General features: G+C 77.6%; 17 protein-coding genes. 7 read left to right on the top strand and 10 right to left on the bottom strand.

Features of this window, described 5'->3' with window-relative positions; genetic code table 11:
* Nucleotides 1-85: 85 nt before the first annotated feature.
* Together MF406_RS13265 and MF406_RS13260 are read right to left on the bottom strand one after the other, a co-directional pair.
* Nucleotides 86-760 carry a hypothetical protein gene (locus MF406_RS13265; RefSeq protein WP_242894602.1) on the bottom strand — a complete coding sequence of 225 codons (675 nt, stop codon included), beginning with the start codon at nucleotides 758-760 and terminating at the stop codon, nucleotides 86-88.
* Complete coding sequence (locus tag MF406_RS13260; RefSeq protein ID WP_242894600.1) at nucleotides 757-1188, bottom strand: OsmC family protein; 432 nt, start codon at nucleotides 1186-1188, stop codon at nucleotides 757-759. Before MF406_RS13260 ends, MF406_RS13265 begins: the two co-directional genes overlap by 4 nt.
* A gap of 65 nt (nucleotides 1189-1253) precedes the next feature.
* On the opposite strand from MF406_RS13260, the gene MF406_RS13255 reads away from it, so the two are divergent.
* The gene (locus MF406_RS13255) at nucleotides 1254-2687 is read left to right on the top strand and encodes a glucose-6-phosphate dehydrogenase (RefSeq protein WP_242894598.1); all 1434 of its coding nucleotides are present in this window, start codon (nucleotides 1254-1256) and stop codon (nucleotides 2685-2687) included.
* A gap of 24 nt (nucleotides 2688-2711) precedes the next feature.
* Here MF406_RS13255 and MF406_RS13250 read toward each other — a convergent pair whose 3' ends face one another.
* On the bottom strand, nucleotides 2712-3206 hold the full coding sequence (locus tag MF406_RS13250) for a DUF2505 domain-containing protein (protein WP_242894597.1): 495 nt from the start codon (nucleotides 3204-3206) through the stop codon (nucleotides 2712-2714).
* 185 nt (nucleotides 3207-3391) lie between these two features.
* Here MF406_RS13250 and MF406_RS13245 point away from each other — a divergent pair, with 185 nt between their 5' ends.
* Nucleotides 3392-4840, top strand: coding sequence for a sensor histidine kinase (locus MF406_RS13245; protein ID WP_242897790.1), 1449 nt, complete (start codon nucleotides 3392-3394; stop codon nucleotides 4838-4840).
* Between the two features lie 194 nt (nucleotides 4841-5034).
* Here the strand turns inward: MF406_RS13245 and MF406_RS13240 are convergent, their stop codons facing one another.
* Nucleotides 5035-5283: a WhiB family transcriptional regulator gene (locus tag MF406_RS13240; RefSeq protein ID WP_242894595.1), complete on the bottom strand. Its 249-nt coding sequence runs from the start codon at nucleotides 5281-5283 to the stop codon at nucleotides 5035-5037.
* Nucleotides 5284-5542: 259 nt separating this feature from the next.
* Here MF406_RS13240 and MF406_RS13235 point away from each other — a divergent pair, with 259 nt between their 5' ends.
* On the top strand, nucleotides 5543-6121 hold the full coding sequence (locus MF406_RS13235) for a hypothetical protein (RefSeq protein ID WP_242894593.1): 579 nt from the start codon (nucleotides 5543-5545) through the stop codon (nucleotides 6119-6121).
* 61 nt (nucleotides 6122-6182) lie between these two features.
* Here the strand turns inward: MF406_RS13235 and MF406_RS13230 are convergent, their stop codons facing one another.
* Entirely contained in the window at nucleotides 6183-9791 is a 3609-nt protein-coding gene (locus MF406_RS13230; protein WP_242894591.1) for an FtsK/SpoIIIE domain-containing protein, read from the bottom strand.
* 479 nt (nucleotides 9792-10270) lie between these two features.
* Here MF406_RS13230 and MF406_RS13225 point away from each other — a divergent pair, with 479 nt between their 5' ends.
* A complete protein-coding gene (locus MF406_RS13225; protein WP_242894589.1) occupies nucleotides 10271-10423 on the top strand; it encodes a hypothetical protein in 153 nt (50 codons plus the stop codon).
* 232 nt (nucleotides 10424-10655) lie between these two features.
* Here the strand turns inward: MF406_RS13225 and MF406_RS13220 are convergent, their stop codons facing one another.
* The 4 genes from MF406_RS13220 to MF406_RS13205 all read right to left on the bottom strand — a co-directional run bounded on the left by MF406_RS13220 (nucleotide 10656) and on the right by MF406_RS13205 (nucleotide 16744).
* Nucleotides 10656-13379: an FtsX-like permease family protein gene (locus MF406_RS13220; protein ID WP_242894587.1), complete on the bottom strand. Its 2724-nt coding sequence runs from the start codon at nucleotides 13377-13379 to the stop codon at nucleotides 10656-10658.
* On the bottom strand, nucleotides 13376-14173 hold the full coding sequence (locus MF406_RS13215; protein ID WP_242894586.1) for an ABC transporter ATP-binding protein: 798 nt from the start codon (nucleotides 14171-14173) through the stop codon (nucleotides 13376-13378). The genes MF406_RS13220 and MF406_RS13215 overlap by 4 nt, the downstream gene beginning before the upstream one ends.
* Before the next feature lie 448 nt (nucleotides 14174-14621).
* Nucleotides 14622-15299 (bottom strand): response regulator transcription factor, encoded by a 678-nt coding sequence (locus MF406_RS13210; protein WP_242894584.1) that lies wholly within the window; start codon nucleotides 15297-15299, stop codon nucleotides 14622-14624.
* A complete protein-coding gene (locus MF406_RS13205) occupies nucleotides 15296-16744 on the bottom strand; it encodes a sensor histidine kinase (protein ID WP_242894582.1) in 1449 nt (482 codons plus the stop codon). The genes MF406_RS13210 and MF406_RS13205 overlap by 4 nt, the downstream gene beginning before the upstream one ends.
* A gap of 246 nt (nucleotides 16745-16990) precedes the next feature.
* Here MF406_RS13205 and ligA point away from each other — a divergent pair, with 246 nt between their 5' ends.
* Both ligA and MF406_RS13195 read left to right on the top strand, forming a co-directional pair.
* The gene (ligA, locus tag MF406_RS13200) at nucleotides 16991-19417 is read left to right on the top strand and encodes an NAD-dependent DNA ligase LigA (protein WP_371744496.1); all 2427 of its coding nucleotides are present in this window, start codon (nucleotides 16991-16993) and stop codon (nucleotides 19415-19417) included.
* A 439-nt stretch (nucleotides 19418-19856) separates the two neighbouring features.
* Entirely contained in the window at nucleotides 19857-20363 is a 507-nt protein-coding gene (locus MF406_RS13195) for a GNAT family N-acetyltransferase (RefSeq protein WP_242894580.1), read from the top strand.
* Nucleotides 20364-20414: 51 nt separating this feature from the next.
* On the opposite strand, the gene MF406_RS13190 is transcribed toward MF406_RS13195, so the two are convergent.
* Nucleotides 20415-21704 (bottom strand): phosphatidylserine/phosphatidylglycerophosphate/cardiolipin synthase family protein, encoded by a 1290-nt coding sequence (locus MF406_RS13190; RefSeq protein WP_242894578.1) that lies wholly within the window; start codon nucleotides 21702-21704, stop codon nucleotides 20415-20417.
* Nucleotides 21705-21905: 201 nt separating this feature from the next.
* Here MF406_RS13190 and MF406_RS13185 point away from each other — a divergent pair, with 201 nt between their 5' ends.
* Complete coding sequence (locus MF406_RS13185) at nucleotides 21906-22322, top strand: pilus assembly protein CpaE (protein WP_242894577.1); 417 nt, start codon at nucleotides 21906-21908, stop codon at nucleotides 22320-22322.
* Nucleotides 22323-22351 lie beyond the last annotated feature (29 nt).

Raw genomic sequence — 22351 nt, 5'->3', positions numbered from 1 at the left:
GGCGGGCCTGGACGTGAGATCAGGCACCCGCCCGAGCCCACCGTGTGCCGGCTCGCCCACCGGCGGTTCCGGCCGGGCCCACCGATCAGGCGGGTCCCGGGGCCGTGGCCGGGAGCGCCGACGGCGCCGGGCCGAGCGCCGTCGCCAGCTCGCGCACCACGGCGCGGGCGGTGGCCCGGCCGCCGACGTACCCGATGGCGGCACCGACCCCGAACGGGGCGAGCCGGCCCAGGGCGAGCGCGCCGCCGCGGGCGAGGGCGGCGCGCAGCAGCTGCCGGCGGAGCATGGCGTTGACCGACCGCACCGTGCCCAGGGGCAGCCGGGTGAGCACGGTCTTCGCCCAGGCCAGGGTGCCCAGCCCGGCCCCGCCGCGCACGGCCGCGCCGCCGCGCTCGCCGAGCAGGGCGGCGAGCAGCAGCGTCCGGCGGCGCTCCTCGTCGTCGGCGGCGACCCCGTGCACCAGGGCCACGGCCGTGACGTACTCGGCGGAGGCGGTCACGAAGGTGGCCGCCTGGGCGGCGGTCAGCGCGGCCGCGGCCACCGTGCCCACGGCCGGGACGGCCGCGACCGCGCCCACCCCGCCGCCGGCGGCGGCCACCCGGCGCACGTACCGGCGCCCGAGCCGGTCGACCAGCGCGGCGGGGGTGGCATCAGGCTCGGCCGCCCGCAGCTCGGCCAGCCGGCGGGCGGCCGGCCCGGCGGCGCGGCGCACCGCCCGGTCCACCAGGCGGTCGACCGCGGACCGGCGGGCCCGGCTCATGACGGCCGCTCGCTGGTGAAGCGCAGCGTGTGCCCGGCCCCGGCCTCCAGGGTCCGGCCCACCGTGCACTGGCGCTCGATGGCGATCTCGGCCCGCTCGACCGTCCGGGCCCGGACGTCCTCCGCCAGCCCGTCCAGGTCGGCGACCACCTCCACCGCGAAGGAGGTGTACCGGTTCGCCGTCTCGTCCTTGGCCCTGGACACGCCGACGACGGCGGCGAAGTCCGGGCCGAGGGCGTGCGCGAGCCGGTGGTCGGCGGAGAGCCCGACGCAGCCGGCCAGGGCGATCTGGAGGAGCTCGCCGGGGGTGAAGGCGCCCGGCCCCTCCCCGATCGGGACCTCCGCGCCGCGGGAGCTGCGGCCGATGTAGGTGCGGGTGCCGGTCCGCTCCGCCCAGAGCGCGGGCGGGCTGGTGTCGTCCTCGGTCATGCCGCGATGCTGCCACGCCGCCGCCCGGGCGGCGCGCCGGCGGGGCGGGCCGTAGGTTGGCCGGCGTGACCGCGAACGCCCAGGAGCAGCTGCCCCCGTCCGTCGTGGTGGTGCTCTTCGGCGCCACCGGCGACCTGGCCGGCCGGATGGTCCTGCCGGCCCTGTTCGAGCTCCACGAGCGCGGCCTCCTGCCCGAGCACTGGCGCCTCGTCGGCGTAGCCACCACCCCGCTGGACGACGACGCCTTCCGCGACCACGTCGCGGCCGCCCTGGCCCGCAGCCCACGGGGGGTGCCGCCGGGGTGGGCCCAGGCCCGCGCGCACGTGCGCTACTGCGCCGGCGCCTTCTCCGCCGACGACGGCGGCGAGCTCGGCGCGGACCTGGCGGCGGCCCGCGCCGAGCTGCGGGCGGCGAGCGGCGCGGACCCGGCGGTGCTGCACTTCCTCGCCGTGCCGCCGTCGGCCTTCCCCGCGATCACCCGGGGGCTCGGCGCGCACGGGCTGGCCCGCGGCGCCCGGGTGGTCTACGAGAAGCCGTACGGGACCTCCCTGGCGTCCTTCGAGGACCTCGACGCGCTGGTGAAGGAGGTGCTCGCGGAGGACCAGGTCTTCCGCATCGACCACTTCCTGGGCAAGGAGGGCGTGCAGACGATCTACGTCCTGCGCTTCGCCAACCAGCTGTTCGGCTCGGAGTGGAGCAAGGAGAGCATCGACCAGGTGCAGATCGACGTGCCCGAGGAGCTCGACGTCGCCAACCGGGCGGCGTTCTACGAGGCCACCGGCGCGAGCCTGGACATGCTCGTCACCCACCTGTTCCAGGTGGCCGCGCAGGTGGCGATGGAGCCGCCGCCGGACCTGCGCGACCCGGCGAGCATCATCGACGCCCGGGAGGAGGTGCTCGGCGCCTTCCGGCCGCTGGACCCGGCCCGCGACGTCGTGCTCGGGCAGTTCGCCGGCTACACCGACATCGACGGCGTCCCCGCCGGCTCCACCCAGGACACCTTCGTCGCCGCCCGGCTGTGGGTGGACACCGACCGGTGGCGCGGCGTGCCGTTCCTGCTGCGCACCGGCAAGCGGATGGCCCGCACCGAGCAGCGGATCACCCTGGTGCTCAAGCCGCCGCCCGGCCCGCTGGCCGGGGAGGTCACCGAGCCCAACACGATCGAGATCGGCTTCCGCGGCGACGGCGAGATCCGCCTGGGGGTGACGGTCAAGACGCCCGGGCCGGACCTGACCTACTCGGCCGGCACGGCGGTGCTCGAGCTCGACGACGTCCCCGGCGGGGAGCCCATCTCGGCCTACGCCTCGCTGCTGCACGACGCGCTGGTGGGGGACCGGTCGCTGTACACCACCGCCGCGGGGCTCCGGTCGGCGTTCACCGCCTTCGCCCCGCTCCAGGGCCCGGCCCGGCCGGACCCGCTGCCCTACCCGCCCGGCTCCTGGGGACCGGCCGGGGCGCGGCGGCTCGCCGCGCCGTACCGGTGGATGCTGGGGGAGTAGCCGCCCTCCGCGGGCGCCGTCGGGCTACCGCTGCGCCAGGTAGTCCCGGCCGATCTGCCGGTCCACGTCGACGATCTTCTGGACCGCGCCGGCCGCGGCCGACTCGATCCGCTTCCCCACCAGCGGGACGGAGGCGGTGACGTCCCCGCGGTAGGTCTCCACGCACCCGCCCTCGGCGGGGACGAGCTGCTGGTTGCCGCGCACCGACACCGGCACCCCGCGCAGGTCCACCGTGAGGGTGGAGGTGCGCGAGCCGTCCTGCGCGGGCGGCCCCCAGGCCTCCACCAGCCGCACCCGCACGGTGGCCGGGGCGAAGGAGCGGAAGGAGGCCGGGACCATGGTGGTGGGCAGGGTCAGGTCGGCGGTCACCGTGAAGGCCTCGCCCGCCCGGTCGATCTGCACGCTGTGCTCCTGGGCGCCGACGGCGGCGGCGCGCCGGTCGGCGAAGTCGCGGGTGGCGAGCATGGCGGCGACGGTCTCGACGTCGGCGGGGAGGTCGATGCTGGCGGCGAAGTGCACGTCGGTGCCTTTCCGTGGAACGTCAGGACACTTGCCAGCGTAGTTCCCCGCGCCGTGGTTGCCCCGCGCCGTGGACGCCCCGCGCCGTCGTTGCCCCGCGCCGTGGTCCCCCCGCGCCGTGGTTCGCCCGAGCCGTGGGTTGCCCTGCCCTCACCTACGCTTGACCGGTGCCCACCCTCGCCAACATGATCGCGGCCGCCGCCGACGTCGAGCCGGCCGACGCCGAGTGGCTCCACCAGCTGGTGGGCGACTGGCAGGTGGTGGCCGACCTCGCCTTCGCCGACCTGGTGCTGTGGCTGCCCACCGACGACGGCTCCTTCGTCGTCGCCGCCCACTGCCGCCCGTCCACCGCCGGGACGGTCCACTACGACGACATCGTCGGGGACACCCCGACCGAGCCGCGCCGCCAGCTCATGAACCAGACGCTGCTGGACCGGGGCATCCACCTGCGGGCCGAGCACGACGGCGAGCGGGGGCTGCGCGAGGTCGTCATCCCCGTCGTCCACGACGGGCGGGCGGTCGCGGTGCTGACCCGGGAGAGCGCGCTGCCCACCTCCCGGGTCCCCTCCCGGCTGGAGATCTCCTACATGGAGATCGCCGACGTGCTCTGCGCGATGATGTCCCGCGGCGAGTTCCCCCAGCCCGCGCCCACCGGGTCCCGGCGCGGCGCCCCGCGGGTCGGCGACGGCCTGGTCCGGCTGGACGCGGAGGGCCGGGTGCTCTACGCCAGCCCCAACGCGGTGAGCAACTTCCACCGGCTGGGCGTCATCGGCGAGCTCAAGGGCGCCGTCCTCGCCGAGCTCGTCACCGCGCTGCTGGAGGAGCACACGAACGTGGACGAGGCCCTCGCCGTCGTCGTCATGGGCCGGGCGCCCTGGCGCACCGACATCGAGGCCCGCGGGGTCGCCCTGTCCCTGCGGGCGGTCCCGCTGCTCGACCGCGGCGAGCGGTCCGGCGCGCTGCTGCTGTGCCGGGACGTCACCGAGGTCCGCCGCCGGGAGCGGGAGCTGCTCACCAAGGACGCCACCATCCGGGAGATCCACCACCGGGTGAAGAACAACCTGCAGACCGTCTCGGCGCTGCTGCGCCTGCAGGCCCGCCGCTCGCCCAACGAGGAGACCAGGGCCGCGCTCGGCGAGGCCACCCGCCGGGTGGCCACCATCGCCCTGGTGCACGAGACGCTCTCGCAGAACCTGGACGAGGTGGTGAACTTCGACGAGGTCTTCGGGCGGGCGCTGCGCCTGGCCGCCGACGTCGCCTCGCCGGACTCCTCGGTCCGCACCGTGGTGGAGGGGACCTTCGGCGCGGTGGGCGCGGAGGCGGCGACGGCGCTCGCCGTCGTCCTCACCGAGCTGGTCACCAACGCCGTCGAGCACGGGCTGCAGTCCCGGTCCGGCACCGTCACGGTCACCGCCGAGCGGGACGGCCTCGAGCTCACCGTCCGGGTGGCCGACGACGGCGTGGGCCTGGAGCAGGGCAAGGTGCTCACCGGGCTCGGCACCCAGATCGTCTCCACGATCGTGACCAACGAGCTGCACGGCTCCATCCACTGGGCGCCGCGGCCCGAGGGGGGCACCGAGGTGGTGCTGCACGCGCACCTGGGCCAGGCCCGGCCCAAGGGCGCCCGCGGCTGACCGCCGGCCGGCAGCGCGCGACACGCCACCACCGCGCCGGCCGGCGTGCGGGCGACGGCGTCCGGTGCGGGCGCCGGTGAGCGCCCGGCCGGCGGCACCCCGGGCCCGGACGTGCGAAGGCCCCGCAGACGGCGGTCTGCGGGGCCTCCTGGTCGGCCGCGCGGGCGCGGCCAACCGGCCGAGCGGGGGCGGCGTCAGCCGGCGCGGCGGGCGCGGGCGGTGCGGCGCTTGAGGGCGCGGCGCTCGTCCTCGGAGAGGCCGCCCCAGACGCCGGAGTCCTGCCCGTTCTCCAGCGCCCACTTCAGGCACGTGTCGACGACGGGGCAGCGCTGGCACACCGCCTTCGCCTCCTCGATCTGCACCAGGGCCGGCCCGGTGTTCCCGATCGGGAAGAACAGCTCGGGGTCCTCGGTGAGACAGGCAGCGCGGTGACGCCAGTCCATGCATACTCCTTCAGGCATACGGCGGACCACGGCTCCTCGCTCCGGGGAGCAGCGCACCCGCCAGGGGTTTCAAGCTGCTCCGTCAAGGTTGGCATGCCGAAATCGGTCCGTAAAGGGTGCGGCGGAGACCGCAAGGCGCTGCCACCGGTGGTCTTCCTCACAACGGACGGTTCTCGGCCGAAGTCTTGACATGCCTGCGGCGCCGTGGTGGTGGGCGTGGTCCTGGCCGGCAGCCGCCGGCCCCGGATACCCTCGGCTGATGAGCTCCCGACCCGCCGACGCCGGCCGGTCGGCCGGCCCCGACCGTCCCGCTGCCCACCCCACGCCCGCCGGCCGGGAGCCTGCCCGCCCCGGTGGCCGGTCCGGCGCCCGGGCCACGGGTCCGGCCCGCCGGACCGGCCGGCCCACCGGCCCACCGGCGGGCCCGTCCCACCAGAGCGACCCGCGCCTCCCGGGACCGATGCTGACCGCCCTGGTGGTCGTGCTCCTCGAGGCCGGCGCCCTGCTCGGGATGGCGGTGACGTTCGTGGTGGACGTCCTCCGCGGGGCGACCAGCGAGGCCGGCACCGCGCTGGCCATGGCGGTCTTCTTCGCCGGCTTCGCGCTGCTCCTGGCCGGTGCCGGCCGGGCGTTGTGGCGCCGGCGCCGGTGGGGCCGCGGGCCGGTGCTCACCTGGCAGCTCCTCCAGGGCGCCAGCGTCCTGGCGATGGCGCCGCTGCTGCCGGGGTGGCTCGTGGTCGTCCTGGTCGCGGCCGCCGCCGTCGCCATCGGCGGGACGCTGTGGCCCTCCTCCCGCGCCTGGGCCGACCGCACCAGCGCCCCGGACGCGGTGGCCTGACCGTCCCGACCGGTCCGGCCAGCACGGCCAGATCCACCCAGGGGCCGGGCGGTCGCCGCCGTCAGGGCAGCGCCACCTGGACCGGTTGCGCCGACCCGCCGCGGACGAGGACGCCGAGCCCGGAGTGGTAGGGGCGCACCGGGTCGATCGCCGTCGTCAGGTCGAGGTCGGTCAGGCGGGCGGCCCCGCCCCGGGCCGGGGCGAGGACGAGCACCGGGCCGGTGGCGCGCGCCTCGGCGAGGGGTCCGCGGAAGGCGGCGAGCACGGTCTCGGTGCGGGCCGCCAGGACGAGCGCCGCGCGGTCGGCCAAGGTTCCCTGCACCAGCGCGGCCAGGGCCTCCGGCGGCCAGGCGTCGGCGTCGTCGACGAGCGCCACCGTGCCCGGGCCGGCGGCCGCCGGCGCGGCCGGGGTCGGCCCCGCCGGCGTCGGGCCCGGCCGGAGGTCCACCGCCGCGGCGCCCGGGCCTGGGCCCGCACGACGGCGAGCGCGGTGCTGCGGCCGCTGCCCGGGGGGCCCACCACCAGCAGCCGGTCCCCGGCGGCGAGCGGGACGCCCACCGGGCCGGCGTCGTCCCCGCCGGCGCCGAGCAGCACCCGGCCCGACCCGGCCGCGCCGAGGTGGGCCAGGGCCACCACCGGCGGCAGCGGCACGAGCCGGAGGGCCGGGTACTCGGGCGCCGGACCGGCCCCACCCCGGGCCGGGGCCCAACTCCCGGGCCCGGTCGCCGGCCCGGTCGCCAGCCCCGCCGACGGCCGGGCGGCGAGGGCGACCTGCACCGCGGTGGCCCGGCCGGGCTCGAGCAGCACCCCGCGGCCCGGCACCGGCGGGGCGCCCATCAGGTGGCGCGGGACGCCGGCGAGCAGGGCCTCGGCCTCGTCCCGCGGCGCCAGCACCAGCCGGGTGCGGACCACCTCCGTCCAGCGGGCGGCGGCCAGCGACGGCGGCCCGGTGAGCACCACCGCCACCTGGGTGCGCGCCGCGTCCCGCACCGCCCCGGCGAGCAGCGCCGCCCCGCCCGCCGGGCGCACGAGGTCGAGGGCCTCGCACACGGCGTCCGCGTCGTCGACGGCGAGCACCTGCCGGCCCCGCCCGCCGCGGCCGAGCAGGCTCCAGCAGCCGGGCCGCGCGGCGCGGGTCGTCAGTGCCGACCACCGTGCCCAGCGCGGGCCCGCCGAGGTCGGCGAACGCCTCGGGCCGGGCCCCGACGTTCCGGGTCATCGCCACTTCCACGCCCGCGGCCAGGGCCCCGGTCGCGGCGGCGCGGACCAGCTCGGTCCGGCCGGTGCCCGGGCCGCCGGTGACCAGCAGCGCGCTGCTGTCCCAGGCCCACACCCCGAGCCGCTGCTCCTCGGGCAGGTCGGTCCGGGCCAGCAGCGGTCCCATGGCCCGGCCGGGACCGCCGCCGTCGGCCGGCCCCGACCCGGCGGCCGGCCCCGGCCCGGCGGCCAGCCCCGGCCCGTCGGCCTCGGCGGCGAGCTCGGCGAGCGTCACCCTCGTCGGCAGGGCCGGGGCCCACGGGCGCGGCGGCGCCCCGGCACCCTGCCGCTGCCAGGCCGCCGTGACGGCCGCGCAGGCCCGTGCCACCACCGCCTCGTCCGGCGGCCCGCACCACAGCGCCTGGAGCGTGCGGGTCCGGTCGGTCCGCAGGACGGCCCGGCCGGGGTGCACGGGCAGGGCGGCGGCCGCGGCGGTGCCCAGGACGTCCAGGGAGTCGGCCGGGTCGAGCACCCGCAGGCAGAGCCGGGCGGTGAGGTTCGCCCGCACGTCCGGGCCCACCGCCCCGCCCGGCCGCTGGGTGGCCAGCACCAGGTGGACGCCCAGGGAGCGGCCCTGGGCGGCGAGCCGGACGAGGGCGTCGAGGACGTCGGGGTGGGTCTGGGCGAGGGTGCGGAACTCGTCGACCACGACGAGCAGCCGGGGCAGGCCGGTGCCGCCGCGGGCGCGGTGCTCGGCCAGGTCCTTGGCGCCGGCGGCGGCGAGGAGGCGCTCGCGCCGGCGCACCTCCGCCCGCAGCGACGCCAGCGCCCGGGCGGTGCCGGCCGGGTCGAGGTCGGTGAGCACTCCGGCGGCGTGCGGCAGGTCGGCCAGCGGGCCGAACGTCGCCCCGCCCTTGTAGTCGAGCAGGACGAGCTGGAGGTCGGCGGGGGAGTGCCGCAGCGCGAGGCCGAGCAGGTAGGCCAGCAGCAGCTCGGACTTCCCCGACCCGGTGGTCCCGGCCACCAGCGCGTGCGGGCCGTCGGTGACCAGGTCGAGCTCGACCAGCCCCTCGGCGTCCGCGCCCACCGGCCCGGGCAGAGTGGCGCCGGCGGCGCGCCAGGCGCTGGCGACGGCGTCCGCGGTCAGCGGGCCGACGGCCGCGGTGAGCCGGACCTCGGTGGGCAGCGCCGCGCCCGGCTCCCGGCGCCGGGCGGCGAGCAGGGCTGCTACGGCCGCCGCCCAGGGCGCGCCGACGCCGCCGCTGACCGGGACGACGCGGGTGCACCACGGCGGCACCGCGGCGAGCCGCTCGGCCAGCACCAGGGTGCTGGTGGCCGGCGCGGGCGGGGCCGAGGCGGGCGAGGCCGCTGCGGGCGGCGCCGGGGCGGGCGGTGCGGGCGGTGCCGGCTGGGGCTCCGCGGCGTCGACCACGGTCAGCCACCAGGCCGGGTCGGGGTCGGGCGGCGGTGGGGCGGGCCAGTCCGGCGGGACGGCGAGCCCGACCCGGCCGCCGTGCAGCACGCCGACCTCGGCCAGCAGCAGCCGGGCCGCCCGGGCGGCGGCGTCGGCCGGGCCGAGGAGGGCGACGGCGTCGCCCGGGCGGACGTCCAGGGTGGCACCCGCCCCGGCACCACCATCGGCACCGCCGCCGTCACCTCCGCCGCCACCACCACCGCCATCTGCACCGGGCAGGGTCAGGTGCAGGACGGCGCCCGGGGCGAGCGGCGGCGGGGCGGCGGCGGCGAGGAGCAGCAGCGCCGCGGCGTCGGGTCGCGGGTCCGATCCGGCGGTGGGCGGCCGGGGCCGGGCAGCCCCGAGGGCGAGGGCGAGCATGCCCACGGGCAGGGCGAGGAGGGCCCACCGGGCGGGGCCGGCGCCGGAGCCGAGGAGCAGCCCGGCGGTGGTCAGGCACAGCAGGAGCGGGATGCCGACGCGCAGCACGTCGGTGCGGTCCCAGGCGCGCGGGCGCCGCGGCCCGGGCTGGTCCGGTGCCCCGGGGCCGGGCGCCGCGGTCGGCTGCGTCCTCCGGCCCCACCGCCGGCGACCACCCGCTGGCCGGTCGCCGGGACCCGTGCCCGCCGCAGCACCGGCCCCGGCGACGGCCCCCGTCGGTGGCGGCGCCGGCAGGTGCAGGGAGGTCGGCCGGCGCCGCACCTCGAGCACGGTCGCGCCCACCACCAGGCGGGTGCCGACCACCAGCTCGCGCCAGCCCCGGCGCAGGCGGCGGCGCCGCCCCACCCCGCCCCGCGGCCGCGGGCGGTGCCACCAGGTCCCGTTCGCCGAGCCCGCGTCGCGCGCCTGGACGCGGCCGGCCCGCAGCCGGAGCTCGAGGTGCCGGCGGGAGACGAGCGGGTCGGTGAGCACCAGGTCGCCCGGTCCGCGGCCGACAACGGCCCGGCCGGCCAGCCCCAGGCACCAGCCGGTCTCCGGCCCGGTGAGCACGGCGAGGTGGAACGCGCAGCGCAGCGCCATGACTGGGTCCGGCCCGGCTCCGTGGGCCGCGTCGGGGCCTCCGGCCGCGGCCGGCGCGACCGAGGCGGCCGGCCGCCCCGGCGCTTCCATCGGCCGCGGCGCTTCCGTCGGCCGCGGTTCACCGGCATCGTCCGGGTCCGGGAGCCCGGCGGCAGGGATCGGCACCTGCCCACGGTGCCCGGTCCTCGCGGGTCCGGGTGAGGGTGCCGGCACCTGGTGTGGACGGCTCGGCATGGTCCACATCCCGGTGCTCCACCGCCTGCGGAGTCCACAGCTCGCCGGCCAAGGTCTGGCCGGGCCAGGCGTGGCACTGCCAGCGCTGTTTCGACGTGCGGGGCGGCGCGGGTCGGCGCGCCCTCGTCGCCGGGACTCGGACCTCGTGCCCCGCACCGACCGGTGGGCCCACGGCGCCGGTATCGGGCATGATTGGCCCGCTACCGGCCGAGGGAGCCACGGTCGAAGGAGATGGGATGCCGCTCATGGCTGACGGGACCGCTGCCGTCGAGACGCTGCGCGCAGCCGTCGGCGTCGCCGACCCCGAGGCGCCCCACCCGTTCGGCTACGAGTCGGTCGCCAGCTTCCTCGACGCGTTCGTCGAGCCGTTCCTCCAGGTCCTCGAGCCTCCGGCCTGACCGGCGCCGCCGGTGACGGCGCCGCGTCCGGCGGCCCGGCGCCGGGACGTACGAGGTGCCGGGACGGCCCTCCACCGTCCCGGCACCGGACCCGGGCCCGGGTGAGGTGCTGGGACGGCCCTCCACCGTCCCGGCACCAGATCCGGCCCCGGCGGGGTGCCGGGGCGGCCCTCCACCGCCCCGGCACCAGATCTGGGCCGGCCGGGCGTCCCCGCCGCGGCCGGCGCCGCCCTCACTCGGCGGCCAGCGCCGCCACCGGCGGCACCCGGGTGGCGGACCGGGCCGGCAGCACCGAGGCCACCAGGCCGGCGGCGAGGGCGACCGCGAGCACGGCCGCCAGGTGCGGCCAGGGCACGGCGAGCTGCAGCTCCCCGAGCCCACCGAGCAGCACCGCCGCTCCGGCCCAGCCGTACAGCAGGCCCGGGCCCGCGCCGAGGGCGGCACCGACGACGGCGACCTCGGCCCCCTCGGCGGCCAGCATGCCGCGCAGCTGCCCCCGGGTCAGGCCCATCGCGCGCAGCACCGCGTGCTCCCGGCGCCGCTCGATGACCGACAGCGAGAGGGTGTTCGCCACGCCGATGAGCGCGATGACCACCGCCACCGCCAGCAGCCCGACGACCACCGCGAGCAGGGTGTCGATGGTGCTGGCGAAGGCCTCCCGCTCTGCGGCCGCCCCGACCACCTGGGGCACCGCGGCGTCGGCCGTGGTGGCCGCGGCCACCGCATCCTGCACCGCGGCCACAGTCGCGGCCGCGTCGTCACCGGTCAGCTGCGCCCAGGCGGTGGTGGTCCGCGCGTCCGGCTCGACGTCGGCGAGCGTGGCCGGGGTGGTGAGGACCTGCGCGGCGCCGACCTCGGCGACCCGGGCGCGCACGGTCACCGACCCGCCGTCGCCGGCCAGGGTCACCTCCGCGCCGCTGCCGCCATCCCCGGCGCCGTCGGCACCGCCGTCGGCGTCCCGGCCGCCGCCGCTGCCACCGCCCGCACCGTCCGGGAGCCCGAGCGCCTCGGCGGCGTCCGGGCCGACCAGCAGGACGTCGTCGGCGAGCGCGGCCACTGGCGCGGGGTCGCGCAGCACCCGCTCGGCCGCCGCCGGGTCCAGGCCCTGCACGGTGGTGGTGAGCGACGCGCCGTCGGCCCGCACCTCGACGTCCGCCTCGGCCAGCTCGGCCACGCTCCGCACCCCGGCCGTGCCGGACAGCGCGGCCAGCTGCGCCGGGGTGAGCGCGGCGGTGCCCGCGCCATCGTGGCTCGCCGAGCTGACCAGCAGGTCCACCGGGAACTGCCGGTCCAGCTCGGCGGAGAGGCTGGAGCGGGCGGTGGCGGCCGCCGTGGACATCATCACCACCAGGGCGACCCCGATGACGAGCGCGGACGCCGTGGCCGAGGTGCGCCGCGGCTGCCGGGTGGCGTCCACGGTGGCCAGCCGCGCGGTCAGGCGGTGCCGGCGGGGCAGCACGACGGCGAGCAGCCGGCCGGCCGCCCGGACCGTGCCGGGCACGAGGAACACCGCCCCGACGAGCACCCCGGTCAGGGACACGATGCCGCCGAGGATGCCGACGGCGAGCGCGAGCCCCATGTCGAGGTCGGCGAGCAGCACCCCGGCCACGGCGCCGCCGAGCAGGGCGGCGCCGGCGAGGGTGGTGAGCAGGGCGAGCCACCAGCGGCCGCGCCCGCCGGCCCGGCCGCCCGCCGGGGTGGCGGGGCGCAGCGCGGCGACCGGGCGGACCCGGGTGGCCGCGCGGGCCGGCGCCAGGGCGGCGAGCACGGTGACCACGGTGCCGGTCAGCAGGGGCACGACGACGACGGCCGGGGTCAGGGAGATGGCCGTGGGCAGGGCGCCGGCGTCGGAGCGGCCGAGCACGAGCAGCGCCAGCTGGCCCAGGCCGAGCCCGCCGAGCAGGCCCACCGCGGAGGCCGCCAGCCCCAGCAGGCCGGCCTCGACCAGCACCGAGCGGCGCACCTGCGCCTTGGTGGCCCCGACGCACCGCAGCAGCGCCAGGGTGTGGGTCCGCTGGGCCACCAGCACCTGGAAGGTGTTGGCGATGACGAGGGCCGCCACCACCATCGCCACCGCGGCGAAGCCGAGGGCGAGGTAGGTCAGCATCTGGTCGTTGCCGGTCAGGTCGGCCGTCTGGGCCTCGGCCTCCTCGGTCGCGGTACGCACCAGGACGTCGCCCGGCAGGGCGTCCCGCACCTGCTCCGCGGCGGTCTCGGGGCTGGTCCCGGCCGCGGCGACGGCGTGCAGCGCCGAGTAGGCCACCTGCCCGTCCGGCTCGGCCGCGGCGGCCCAGGCGTCCAGGTTGTCCTGGCTCACCAGCGCGGTGGCGCCGCCGGAGACGAGCGCGGAGGGGGCGGTGACGATCCCGGTGAGAGTCAGGTCGGCGGTCTCGGTGACCCACCCGCCGGAGGTCTCGGCGGCGGCGGGTGCGTCGCCGTCGGCCGGAGCGGGAGCGGCACCGGCGGCGTCCGGGGTGCCGGCGCTCGCGTCCCACCGCTCCCACTCGACGCGGACGGTGTCACCGACCTCGGCGCCCAGCCGCTCGGCGGCGTCGTCGGTCAGGGCGATGCCGGTGCCGTCGGCGGGCCGGTCGCCCGCGGTCAGGGTGTAGGGGTCGAGCGCCGGGTCCGGCGGGACGGGGACGAGGACGACGCCGGCGCGCTGTCCCCCCACCAGCACCTGCCCGTAGACCTCGGCCACGCCGCCGACCGCCGTCACCGCGTCGAGGGCGGCGACGTCAGCGACGGTGTCCGGGGTGAGCCGGCCGTCGGCGGGGTGCACGACGACGTCGGCGTCCGCCATCCCGGCGGTCACCGCCCGGTAGGTGGTCTCCCGGAACACGCCGCCGGCGAGCAGGCTGGCGGCGACGAACGCGGCGGCCACGGCGATCGCGACGCCGGCCGCGGTCAGCCGGCCGACGCTGCGCCGCATCTGGGCCAGGGTGAGGCGGATCATCGGGCCAGCGCCTCCCCGCCGATCAGCTCCGGCCCGCGCAGCGCGTCCAGGCCGGCGAGGACGGACTCGGGGGTGGGGTCGGTGATGGTCCCGGCGATGCGCCCGTCGGCCAGCAGGACCACCCGGTCGGCGTAGCTCGCGGCGGTGGGGTCGTGGGTGACCATGACCACCGTCTGCCCCAGCTCGCGCACCGAGGTGCGCAGGAAGGACAGCACCTCCGCCCCGGACCGGGAGTCGAGGTTGCCGGTCGGCTCGTCGGCGAAGACGACGTCGGGCCGGGTGATCAGCGCCCGGGCGATCGCCACCCGCTGCTGCTGCCCGCCGGAGAGCTCGGCCGGCCGGTGCGTCAGGCGCCCCTCGATCCCCAGCGTCCGTACCAGGGTGGCCAGCCAGGCGCGGTCGACGTCGCCGCCGGCCAGCTCGACGGGCAGGGTGATGTTCTGCTCCGCGGTGTACATCGGCAGCAGGTTGAAGGACTGGAAGACGAAGCCGACCCGCGCGCGGCGCAGCAGGGTCAGCCGCTTGTCGTCCAGGCTGGTGAGCTCGGTCGGGCCGAGGAAGACCTGCCCGCCGTCGGCCTCGTCCAGGCCGGCGAGCACGTGCATGAGGGTGGACTTGCCGGACCCGGACGGGCCCATGATCGCGGTGAACCGGCCGGCGTCGAACGCCACGTCCACCCCGTCCAGCGCGCGGACCGCGGTGTCCCCGCTGCCGTAGGTCTTCCGGAGCCCGACGGCGCGGACGGCCGGTCCGGGGCTGTCCGGCCGGGGGGCGGGGGCGGGGGCGGTCGTCATGGGCACTCCTTCTCGTGCGGCCGACGGCGGCGGCCGGCCTGCTTCTCGTGCGGCCGACGGCGGCGCCGGCCGGGGCGTCCCGGTGCGGCGGCGCGGAGGCCGGCCGTCCCGGGGGTCTTCGGTGCTCACGACGTTACGGACGGGGCGGCGTCTGGTGATCGGGCGGCGGGCTGGTCCTCGCGTCATCCCGCGGGGGGACGCCGGCCCCGGGGGCTCCACCAGGAGGTGGGCGGCGGTGGGGGCCGGGCGGAGCCGGGTATGAGGGCGCCTGGCGTCAGGCAGCCGGACCTCGGTCGGTAGGAGCGTCAGGTAGCCGGACTGCGGTCGTGCGGCGCCAGGCATCGGGCGCCCGGAGCCGCCACAACGTGCGGAACCGGCCGTCGAGCGCCCGCAACCGAGCGTCGGCGCCGAGCGGGTTTGCGTCGCCCTCGGGCGTCCTCACCGGGCGTCAGGACCCGGGCGTGACCAGCCCGGTCTCGTAGGCCAGCACGACCGCCTGCACCCGGTCCCGCGCCCCGACCTTGGCCAGCACCCGGCCCACGTGCGTCTTGACCGTGGCCTCGGCGACGAAGAGGTCGGCGGCGATCTCGGTGTTGGACCGTCCGCGGGCCATCAGCACGAGCACCTCGCGCTCGCGGTCGGTCAGCGTGTCCAGCACCGCCGGTGGCGTCTGCTGCTCGGGCGGGAGGATCTCCGCGAGGCGCTCGATGAGCCGCCGGGTGGAGGAGGGCGCGATGACGGCATCGCCGGAGTGGACGGTGCGGATCGCGGCGAGCATCTCCTCCGGCGGGGCGTCCTTGAGCAGGAAGCCGCTGGCGCCCGCCCGGATCGCGCGCAGGACGTACTCGTCCAGGTCGAAGGTGGTCAGGATGATGACCCGAGGGCCGCCGTCGCCGGTGAGCTCGGCGGTGGCGGCGAGCCCGTCTAGGGTCGGCATGCGCACGTCCATCAGGACGACGTCGACCGGGTGGGAGGCGAGCAGCCGCAGCGCCTGCGCGCCGTCGCCGGCCTCGAGGACGACGTCCATGTCCGGCTGGGAGCCGATGACCATGGCGAACCCGGCGCGGACGAGCTGCTGGTCGTCGACGAGCGCGACCCGGATGGGGGCGGCGGGCTCGGTGGTCATGGCTGTCTCCAGGGCGCGGCGGCGGGGGCGGTGCCCGCCCCGCCGGCCCTTGCTGGGCCGCCCGCCTCCGGTGCGGCGGCGGGCCGGACGGGCCCGGGGGGCATCCTGCCAGCCCCGCCGGCTGCCGGGCGTCCCGCGCCCGGCGCGGCCTCCGCTCGGTGCGCGCCCGGCGCGGTCGCCGCTCGGTCAGCGCCCGGTGCTGCGGCCGCCGCGCGGTCCCCGCCCGGTGCGCCGGCGCCGGCCGCCGACCCGTCCAGCGGCAGCCGGGCCTGGACCCGGAACCCGCCACCCGGCCGCGGCCCGGCATCGACCGTGCCGCCGTAGAGCGCCGCCCGCTCCCGCATGCCGAGCAGGCCGTGGCCCTGGCCGTCGTCGAGCGCGGAGGCGCCCCGGCCGTCGTCGTCGACCTGCACCGCGACGGCACCGGGGGACCACTGCAGATGGACGGTGGCGCGGGCGGCCGGGCCGGCGTGCTTGAGGGTGTTGGTCAGCGCCTCCTGGACGATCCGGTACAGCGCCAGGCCGGCCCCGGCGGGCAGCGGCCGCTCGGCCCCGGTGCGGACCAGGGAGACCGGCAGGCCGGCGGCGCGGACCTGCCCGACGAGCGCGTCCAGGTCGCTGCCGGTGGGCTGGGGGAGGAGCGCGCCGCCGTCCTCGTCCTCCTGCCGCAGCACCCCCAGGATGCGGCGGATGTCCGCCAGCGCGTCCCGGCCGGTCTGGCCGATGGTCACCAGCGCCCGCTCCGCGGCGGCGGGGTCGGTGGCCGCGGCGTACCGGCCGCCGTCGGCCTGCGCGATGACCACCGAGAGGGAGTGGGCGACGACGTCGTGCATCTCCCGGGCGATCCGGGCCCGCTCCGCCGCGGCACCGATGCGGGCCTGCTGGTCGCGCTCGACCTCCAGCCGGCGGGCGCGCTCCTCCAGGGCCGCGAGCCGCTCGACCCGGCCCCGGCGCATGATGGCCAGGCCCCACACGGCCAGCACCACGCCGCCGACGCCGAAGCTCATCGTGGCGACCGCCGCCGGCGCGGGCGGGCCGTACGTGTACCCGGCGGCGAGGGGGAGCAGGACCGCCCCGGCCAGGGCGCCGGCGAGCCCGGCCCGGCGGGCCCACACCGGGCCGTAGATGGTCACCGAGTACAGCGCGACCAGGACGAGGACGTCGGCGGGGATGACCACGGCGCCGGCGATGAGGTGCACCAGGGCCGCGGCGTAGACGGTCGCGGCCGAGGCGGCCGGGCGGCTGCGCCGCCACGCCAGGGCCACGGGCATGACGATGCCCGCGGCGACGGCGGCCGCGCCGCCGGGCTGGCCGAGGCTCCCGGTGACCGTGATCGAGGGCAGCCCGAGGAAGAACAGCGCGGCGAGCGCGGCCAGGGAGTCGATCGTGGAGCGCCGGGTGCTGACGTCGGCCAGCCGCGCCCGCAGCCCGACCTCCCTCGCCATGGCCACCAGGGTAGGAGCCGGCGGCCCGCCGCCGCGTCCGACCGGCGGGGGACCGGCGGGCGGTGCGGTCATCCCGTGGGTGCAGGTGGCCGGGGCACCGGGAGCACCACCGCCGACGGCGGCCGGTGCGCCCACGGGACGGTCGCCGTCGTCCGCCGTGCCGCCGTGCGCCGTGCCGCCGTGACCCCTGCCTGGGCGCGGGCTTTTCACGCGCCCCGGACCCGGGGCCTGGGCCATCATGTGGGGGTGAGCGCTTCGGTGGTCGAGCCCGTGCCCGAGGACCTGCCCCCCGCGGCGGCCTCCGGGGAGGACCTGCCCGACGGCGCGGCGTCCCCCGGCGGCCCGCCGCCGGCCGGCACCACCGAGCCCGCCGGGGCGGACCTGCGCCAGCGGTGGCAGCAGATCGCGGCCGACATCGACGCCGCCCAGTTCGCGTACTACGTCCGCGACGCCCCGACGATCTCCGACGCCGAGTACGACGCCCTGCTGCGCGAGCTCACCGCCCTGGAGGAGGCCCACCCGGACCTGCGGGTGCCGGAGTCGCCCACCCAGCGCGTCGGCGGCACCTACTCCACCGACTTCGCCACCGTCCAGCACCGCCAGCCGATGCAGAGCCTGGACGACGTCTTCTCGGTCGAGGAGCTGCGCGAGTGGACCGCCCGGGTGCACGCGGCCGCCGGCCGCACCGACGTCGCGATGACCTGCGAGCTGAAGATCGACGGGCTCGCCGTCAACCTGCTCTACGAGGACGGCCGGCTGGTCCGGGCCGCCACCCGCGGGGACGGGCGCACCGGCGAGGACGTCACGCTCAACGTGCGCACCATCGACGCGGTGCCCCAGCGGCTGGCCGGGGACCACCACCCGGCGAGCATCGAGGTCCGCGGCGAGGTCTTCTTCCCGGTGGCGGCGTTCGAGGAGCTCAACGCCTCCCTGGTCGCCGCGGGCAAGGCCCCGTTCGCCAACCCCCGCAACTCCGCCGCCGGGTCGCTGCGGCAGAAGGACCCGCGGGTGACCGCCGGCCGGGCGCTGGACATGCTCGCCCACGGGGTCGGCGCCGTCGACTGGGGACCCGGCGGGCCGCCGGCGCAGTGGTCCCGCCAGTCCCACCTCTACGACCAGCTCCGCGCCTGGGGCGTGCCCGTCTCCCCGCACACCCGGGTGGTGGACACCGAGGCGGCCGTGGAGGAGATGATCGACCACTACGCCGAGCACCGGCACGCCGTCGAGCACGAGATCGACGGCATCGTGGTCAAGGTCGACGACTTCGCCCTCCAGCGCCAGCTCGGCTCCACCTCCCGCGCCCCCCGCTGGGCGGTGGCGTACAAGTACCCGCCGGAGGAGGTCAACACCAGGCTGCTGGACATCCGGGTGCACGTCGGGCGCACCGGCCGGGTGACCCCCTACGGGGTGATGGAACCGGTGCTGGTGGCCGGCTCGACCGTGTCGATGGCGACCCTGCACAACGCCAACGAGGTGCGCCGCAAGGGCGTGCTCATCGGGGACACCGTGGTGCTGCGCAAGGCCGGGGACGTCATCCCGGAGATCGTGGCCCCGGTGGTGGACCTGCGGGACGGCACCGAGCGCGCCTTCGTCATGCCCGACCGGTGCCCGTCCTGCGGCACCCCGCTCGCCCCGGCCAAGGAGGGCGACGTCGACCTGCGCTGCCCCAACGCCCGCTCCTGCCCGGCCCAGCTCACCGAGCGGGTGGCGCACATCGCCTCCCGCGGCGCGCTGGACATCGAGGCCCTCGGCGGGGAGGCGGCGCTCGCGCTGACCGACCCCGAGGCCGGCCGGGACCAGGTGATCGCCGCCCGCGCCGCCGCGGCCGGGGACGACCCGGCCGACCCCGCCGCCCGGGCGGCCGCCGAGGCCGGGCTGCCCGGGCGCCAGCAGCCGGTGCTCACCACCGAGGCCGGGCTGTTCGAGCTGACCGCCGAGGACCTCGCCGAGGTCCGGGTGTGGCGGGAGGTCAAGAAGGACGGGGCCGGCACCGGCCGGTGGGAGCAGCGGCTGTTCTTCTGGACCACCCCGGCGGTGCGCAAGGACGGCACCGTCAAGGAGCCGTCCAGGCCCACCGCCACCACCGAGCGGATGCTCGCCGAGCTGGACAAGGCCAAGTCCCAGCCGCTGTGGCGGGTCCTCGTCGCGCTGTCCATCCGCCACGTCGGCCCGACGGCGGCCCGCGCCCTGGCCGCCGAGCTCGGCTCGCTGGACGCCATCCAGCGCGCCGACGCCGAGGAGCTCGCCGCCGTCGACGGCGTGGGGCCGGTGATCGCCGAGGCGCTGGCGGAGTGGTTCACCGTCGGCTGGCACCAGGAGATCCTGCGCCGCTGGGCGGCGGCCGGGGTGCGCATGGCCGACGAGCGCGACGCCTCGGTCCCGCGCACGCTGGAGGGCCTGACCGTCGTCGTCACCGGCTCGCTGGAGGGCTTCAGCCGCGACTCCGCCAAGGAGGCGATCATCGCCCGGGGCGGGAAGGCGTCGGGGTCGGTGTCGAAGAAGACCGACTTCGTGGTGGTCGGCGCGAACGCCGGCACCAAGGAGGCGCGCGCCCGTGAGCTGGGCCGCCCGATCCTGGACGAGGCCGGGTTCGTCGCGCTCCTCGAGGGCGGACCGGGGGCGGTGGCGGCGGAGGCGGCGGAGATGCGCGGCCCCGGAGACGCTCCGGAGTAGATATCCGGGGATATGGCACGCATTTTCTGCTCCGGAGTTGATCCCGGTGACTGCGGTCGCCTCTGAAGTAGGTGCCAGGCATATGGCACTCGTTTTCTACTCCGGATTGATCCGGGTGACCAAAATCGCCTCCGGAGTGGATAGTGTGCTGATCTCGCACATTTTCGCCTCCGGAGTGGATCCTGGTCAGAGGGGGTGCGCCGGTGCTGGCGCAGGTGCAACCTTCCGGCGCCGCCGAGCGGATCACGGCCACGCCCGCCGGTCGACCGGGTCACGGCGCTCTGCGGTTGCCGCCGCGACGGCCTGTGGGTGTTCCCGGTGGTCGTTGTGCCTGCGCACACGGGCCGTGCCGCGCCGTCGCCCCGGCGCCACGTCGCCGCCCCGGCCGCACCGCCTCGCCGCGCCGGCCCCGCACCGTCGTCGGGCCATAATGCCGTCCGTGCTCGACACCTCCCGCATCGTCGTCGACCCTGCACGTCCCGCCGATCTCGACCGCATCGGGGAGATCGGGGTGAACGCCTTCGAGGCCGCGCAGCTCCTCAGCGCCGACTACGCGGCCGTCCTGTGCGACGTCGCCACCCGGGCGAGCGACGCCGTCGTGCTGGTGGCCCGGGACGGCTCGGAGGTGCTTGGCTCCGTCACGCTCGCCACGGCGGGCGGCCGGTACGCCGACCTCGCCCGTCCCGGCGAGGTGGAGGTCCGCATGCTCGCGGTCGACCCGGCCGCCCAGGGGCGGGGCGCCGGCGAGGCGCTGCTGCGGGCGGCCATCCGGTGGGCCGCGGAGCACGGCCACGACGCGCTCGTGCTGTCGGTGGTCAGCACCGACGGGCCCGGGACCCCGCACCGCCTCTACGAGCGGCTCGGGTTCCGCCGCGACGTCGGCCGGGACTACGTCGGCGACTGGGAGTCCCACCCGCAGATGTGGTGCTACCGCCGCCCGGTGTGATGGCAGATCCGGCCAGATCGGCTCAGCGAAGCCGGGTCGGGTCGGACCACGTCAGAGCAGTGGGCCGAGCGGCTTGAGCAGGCGCTCGCCGAGCCGCGGGAGCATCCCGCGCTGCTCCCACTCGGCCGTCGTCAGCTGGCGGGCGTTGGTCAGGTCGGTGGCGAACACCCGCTCCATGTGGGCGGCCAGCCCGTCGTCGAACAGCTCGAGGTTGATCTCGAAGTTGCCGGTCATCGACATCCGGTCGATGTTCGTCGTCCCGACCGTTGTCCAGCGCCCGTCCACGGTCATCGTCTTGGCGTGCACCATGGCCCCCTGGTAGAGCCAGAGGGTGACCCCGGCCTGCAGCAGCTCGGCGTAGTACGAGCGGGCGGCCCAGTCGGCCACGATGTGGTTGGAGTACTCCGGGATGAGCACCCGGACGTCCACCCCCCGCCGGGCGGCGGTGACGAGGCCGTGCAGGATCTCCCGGTCCGGGATGAAGTAGCCCTGGGTGATGTAGATGGTGTGCTCGGCCCGGTCGATGGCCTCCAGGTAGGTCCAGCGCACCGGGAACAGCAGCCGGGCGGGCACGTTCTGGGCCGTGCGGATCCGCGCGTCCCACGACCTGGCCCCCCGGTCCGGGAGCTCGGGGTGGTGGCGCTTGCGGTGGTGGTTCCAGAAGTCGACGAAGGCGTTCTCCAGCTCCCAGGTGGAGGGGCCGTCCACCCGCAGGTGGGTGTCCCGCCACTGGGTGGCGTAGAGCGAGCCGATGTTGTACCCGCCCAGGTACCCGACCCGGCCGTCCACCACCAGCACCTTGCGGTGCTCCCGCCCGGTGTTGCGCAGGTTGAGGGTGAGCAGGCCGGTGCGGAGCAGCGGGAAGCGGAGCACGTGCAGGTGGGGCAGGTCCGGGAACCGCTTGAACGACGGCGGGACGACGAGGTTGCCCCAGCTGTCGAAGACGACGAACACCTCCACCCCGCGCCGGGCGGCGGCCAGCAGCTCGTCCTTGAACCGCTGGCCCACGTCGTCGGACTTCCAGATGAACGTCTCGAAGTAGATCGTCTGCTGCGCCGACCTGATCGTCTCCAGCATGTCCGCGTAAAGGTCGTCGCCGAAGGTGAAGACCGTGACCGTGGAGTCCGCCACGGGCAGCGTCTCCGGCGGCGTGCGGGGGAACTCTCCCCGCGGCGGCTCGCGGCGCTTGCGCAGCTCGTCGACGGCGACCACGGCGCCGACGGCGGCCAGCTGGACCCCCGCCGCGAAGGCCAGGTACAGGCGCACCATCTGCCAGAGGCGCCGGGAGCGCAGCCAGGCCCGGAGCGGGAGGGCGCGACCGAATCGCTGGGCGAGCCTCATGGCGACAACGTAGAGCATGTGCCGGGGCGCCCCGCGGCCCTTTATCGGTGCTGCCCGGCTGAGCGCGGTGCGCTCCGGCGGAGCACGCCGTTCGTCCCGGCTGAGCAGGGTGCCCCCGGCGGAGCACGCCGTTCGTCCCGGCGGAGCACGGTGCCCGCCCCGGCGGAGCACGGCGTTCGCCACGGCGGTGATACTGGACAGGTGATCTCCGTGACGCTCGCCCGCCAGCTCGCCGACGCCGGCCTGGCCTGGCGGCCGGAGCCGGGCGACCGGTTCACCATCGACAAGCCAGACCTCCTCGGGGAGGTGTTCACCCTCGCCGACTTCACCGTCGAGGTGCACCGGTTCCCCACCGGCACCATCCTCGGGTTCAACGGCACGACGGAGTGGGCGCTGGACTCCGTGGCACTGGAGGAGACGCTGTGGCTGCCCCGCGAGGACCAGCTGCGCGAGCTCCTCGGCGGCACCTTCCGGGGCCTGGACCGGGACGACGGCGAGTTCCGGGTCACCACGGTCCCGCCCGGGTCCGCGCCCTCGCCCCACGAGCACGCCGCCGCCGAGGCCGCCGACGCCTACGCCCTGGCCCTGCTCGACCTGATCGCACGGTCGGCGGAGTAGCCCGGCCGTCACCGCGGGCATGACCGGAC

The organism is Georgenia sp. TF02-10, assembly GCF_022759505.1.
Lineage (GTDB): Bacteria > Actinomycetota > Actinomycetes > Actinomycetales > Actinomycetaceae > TF02-10.
This window is presented reverse-complemented; position numbering and strand designations above follow the sequence as displayed.

Bases quoted from the DNA above. Each gene is read 5' to 3' on its own strand.
- MF406_RS13235 (WP_242894593.1), top strand. From the start codon at position 5,543: ATGAGCTCCCGACCCGCCGACGCCGGCCGGTCGGCCGGCCCCGACCGT.
- MF406_RS13225 (WP_242894589.1), top strand. From the start codon at position 10,271: ATGGCTGACGGGACCGCTGCCGTCGAGACGCTGCGCGCAGCCGTCGGC.
- MF406_RS13265 (WP_242894602.1), bottom strand. From the start codon at position 760: ATGAGCCGGGCCCGCCGGTCCGCGGTCGACCGCCTGGTGGACCGGGCG.
- MF406_RS13240 (WP_242894595.1), bottom strand. From the start codon at position 5,283: ATGGACTGGCGTCACCGCGCTGCCTGTCTCACCGAGGACCCCGAGCTG.
- MF406_RS13215 (WP_242894586.1), bottom strand. From the start codon at position 14,173: ATGACGACCGCCCCCGCCCCCGCCCCCCGGCCGGACAGCCCCGGACCG.
- MF406_RS13230 (WP_242894591.1), bottom strand. From the start codon at position 9,791: ATGGCGCTGCGCTGCGCGTTCCACCTCGCCGTGCTCACCGGGCCGGAG.
- MF406_RS13205 (WP_242894582.1), bottom strand. From the start codon at position 16,744: ATGGCGAGGGAGGTCGGGCTGCGGGCGCGGCTGGCCGACGTCAGCACC.
- MF406_RS13220 (WP_242894587.1), bottom strand. From the start codon at position 13,379: ATGATCCGCCTCACCCTGGCCCAGATGCGGCGCAGCGTCGGCCGGCTG.
- MF406_RS13210 (WP_242894584.1), bottom strand. From the start codon at position 15,299: ATGACCACCGAGCCCGCCGCCCCCATCCGGGTCGCGCTCGTCGACGAC.
- MF406_RS13245 (WP_242897790.1), top strand. From the start codon at position 3,392: ATGATCGCGGCCGCCGCCGACGTCGAGCCGGCCGACGCCGAGTGGCTC.
- MF406_RS13190 (WP_242894578.1), bottom strand. From the start codon at position 21,704: ATGAGGCTCGCCCAGCGATTCGGTCGCGCCCTCCCGCTCCGGGCCTGG.
- MF406_RS13260 (WP_242894600.1), bottom strand. From the start codon at position 1,188: ATGACCGAGGACGACACCAGCCCGCCCGCGCTCTGGGCGGAGCGGACC.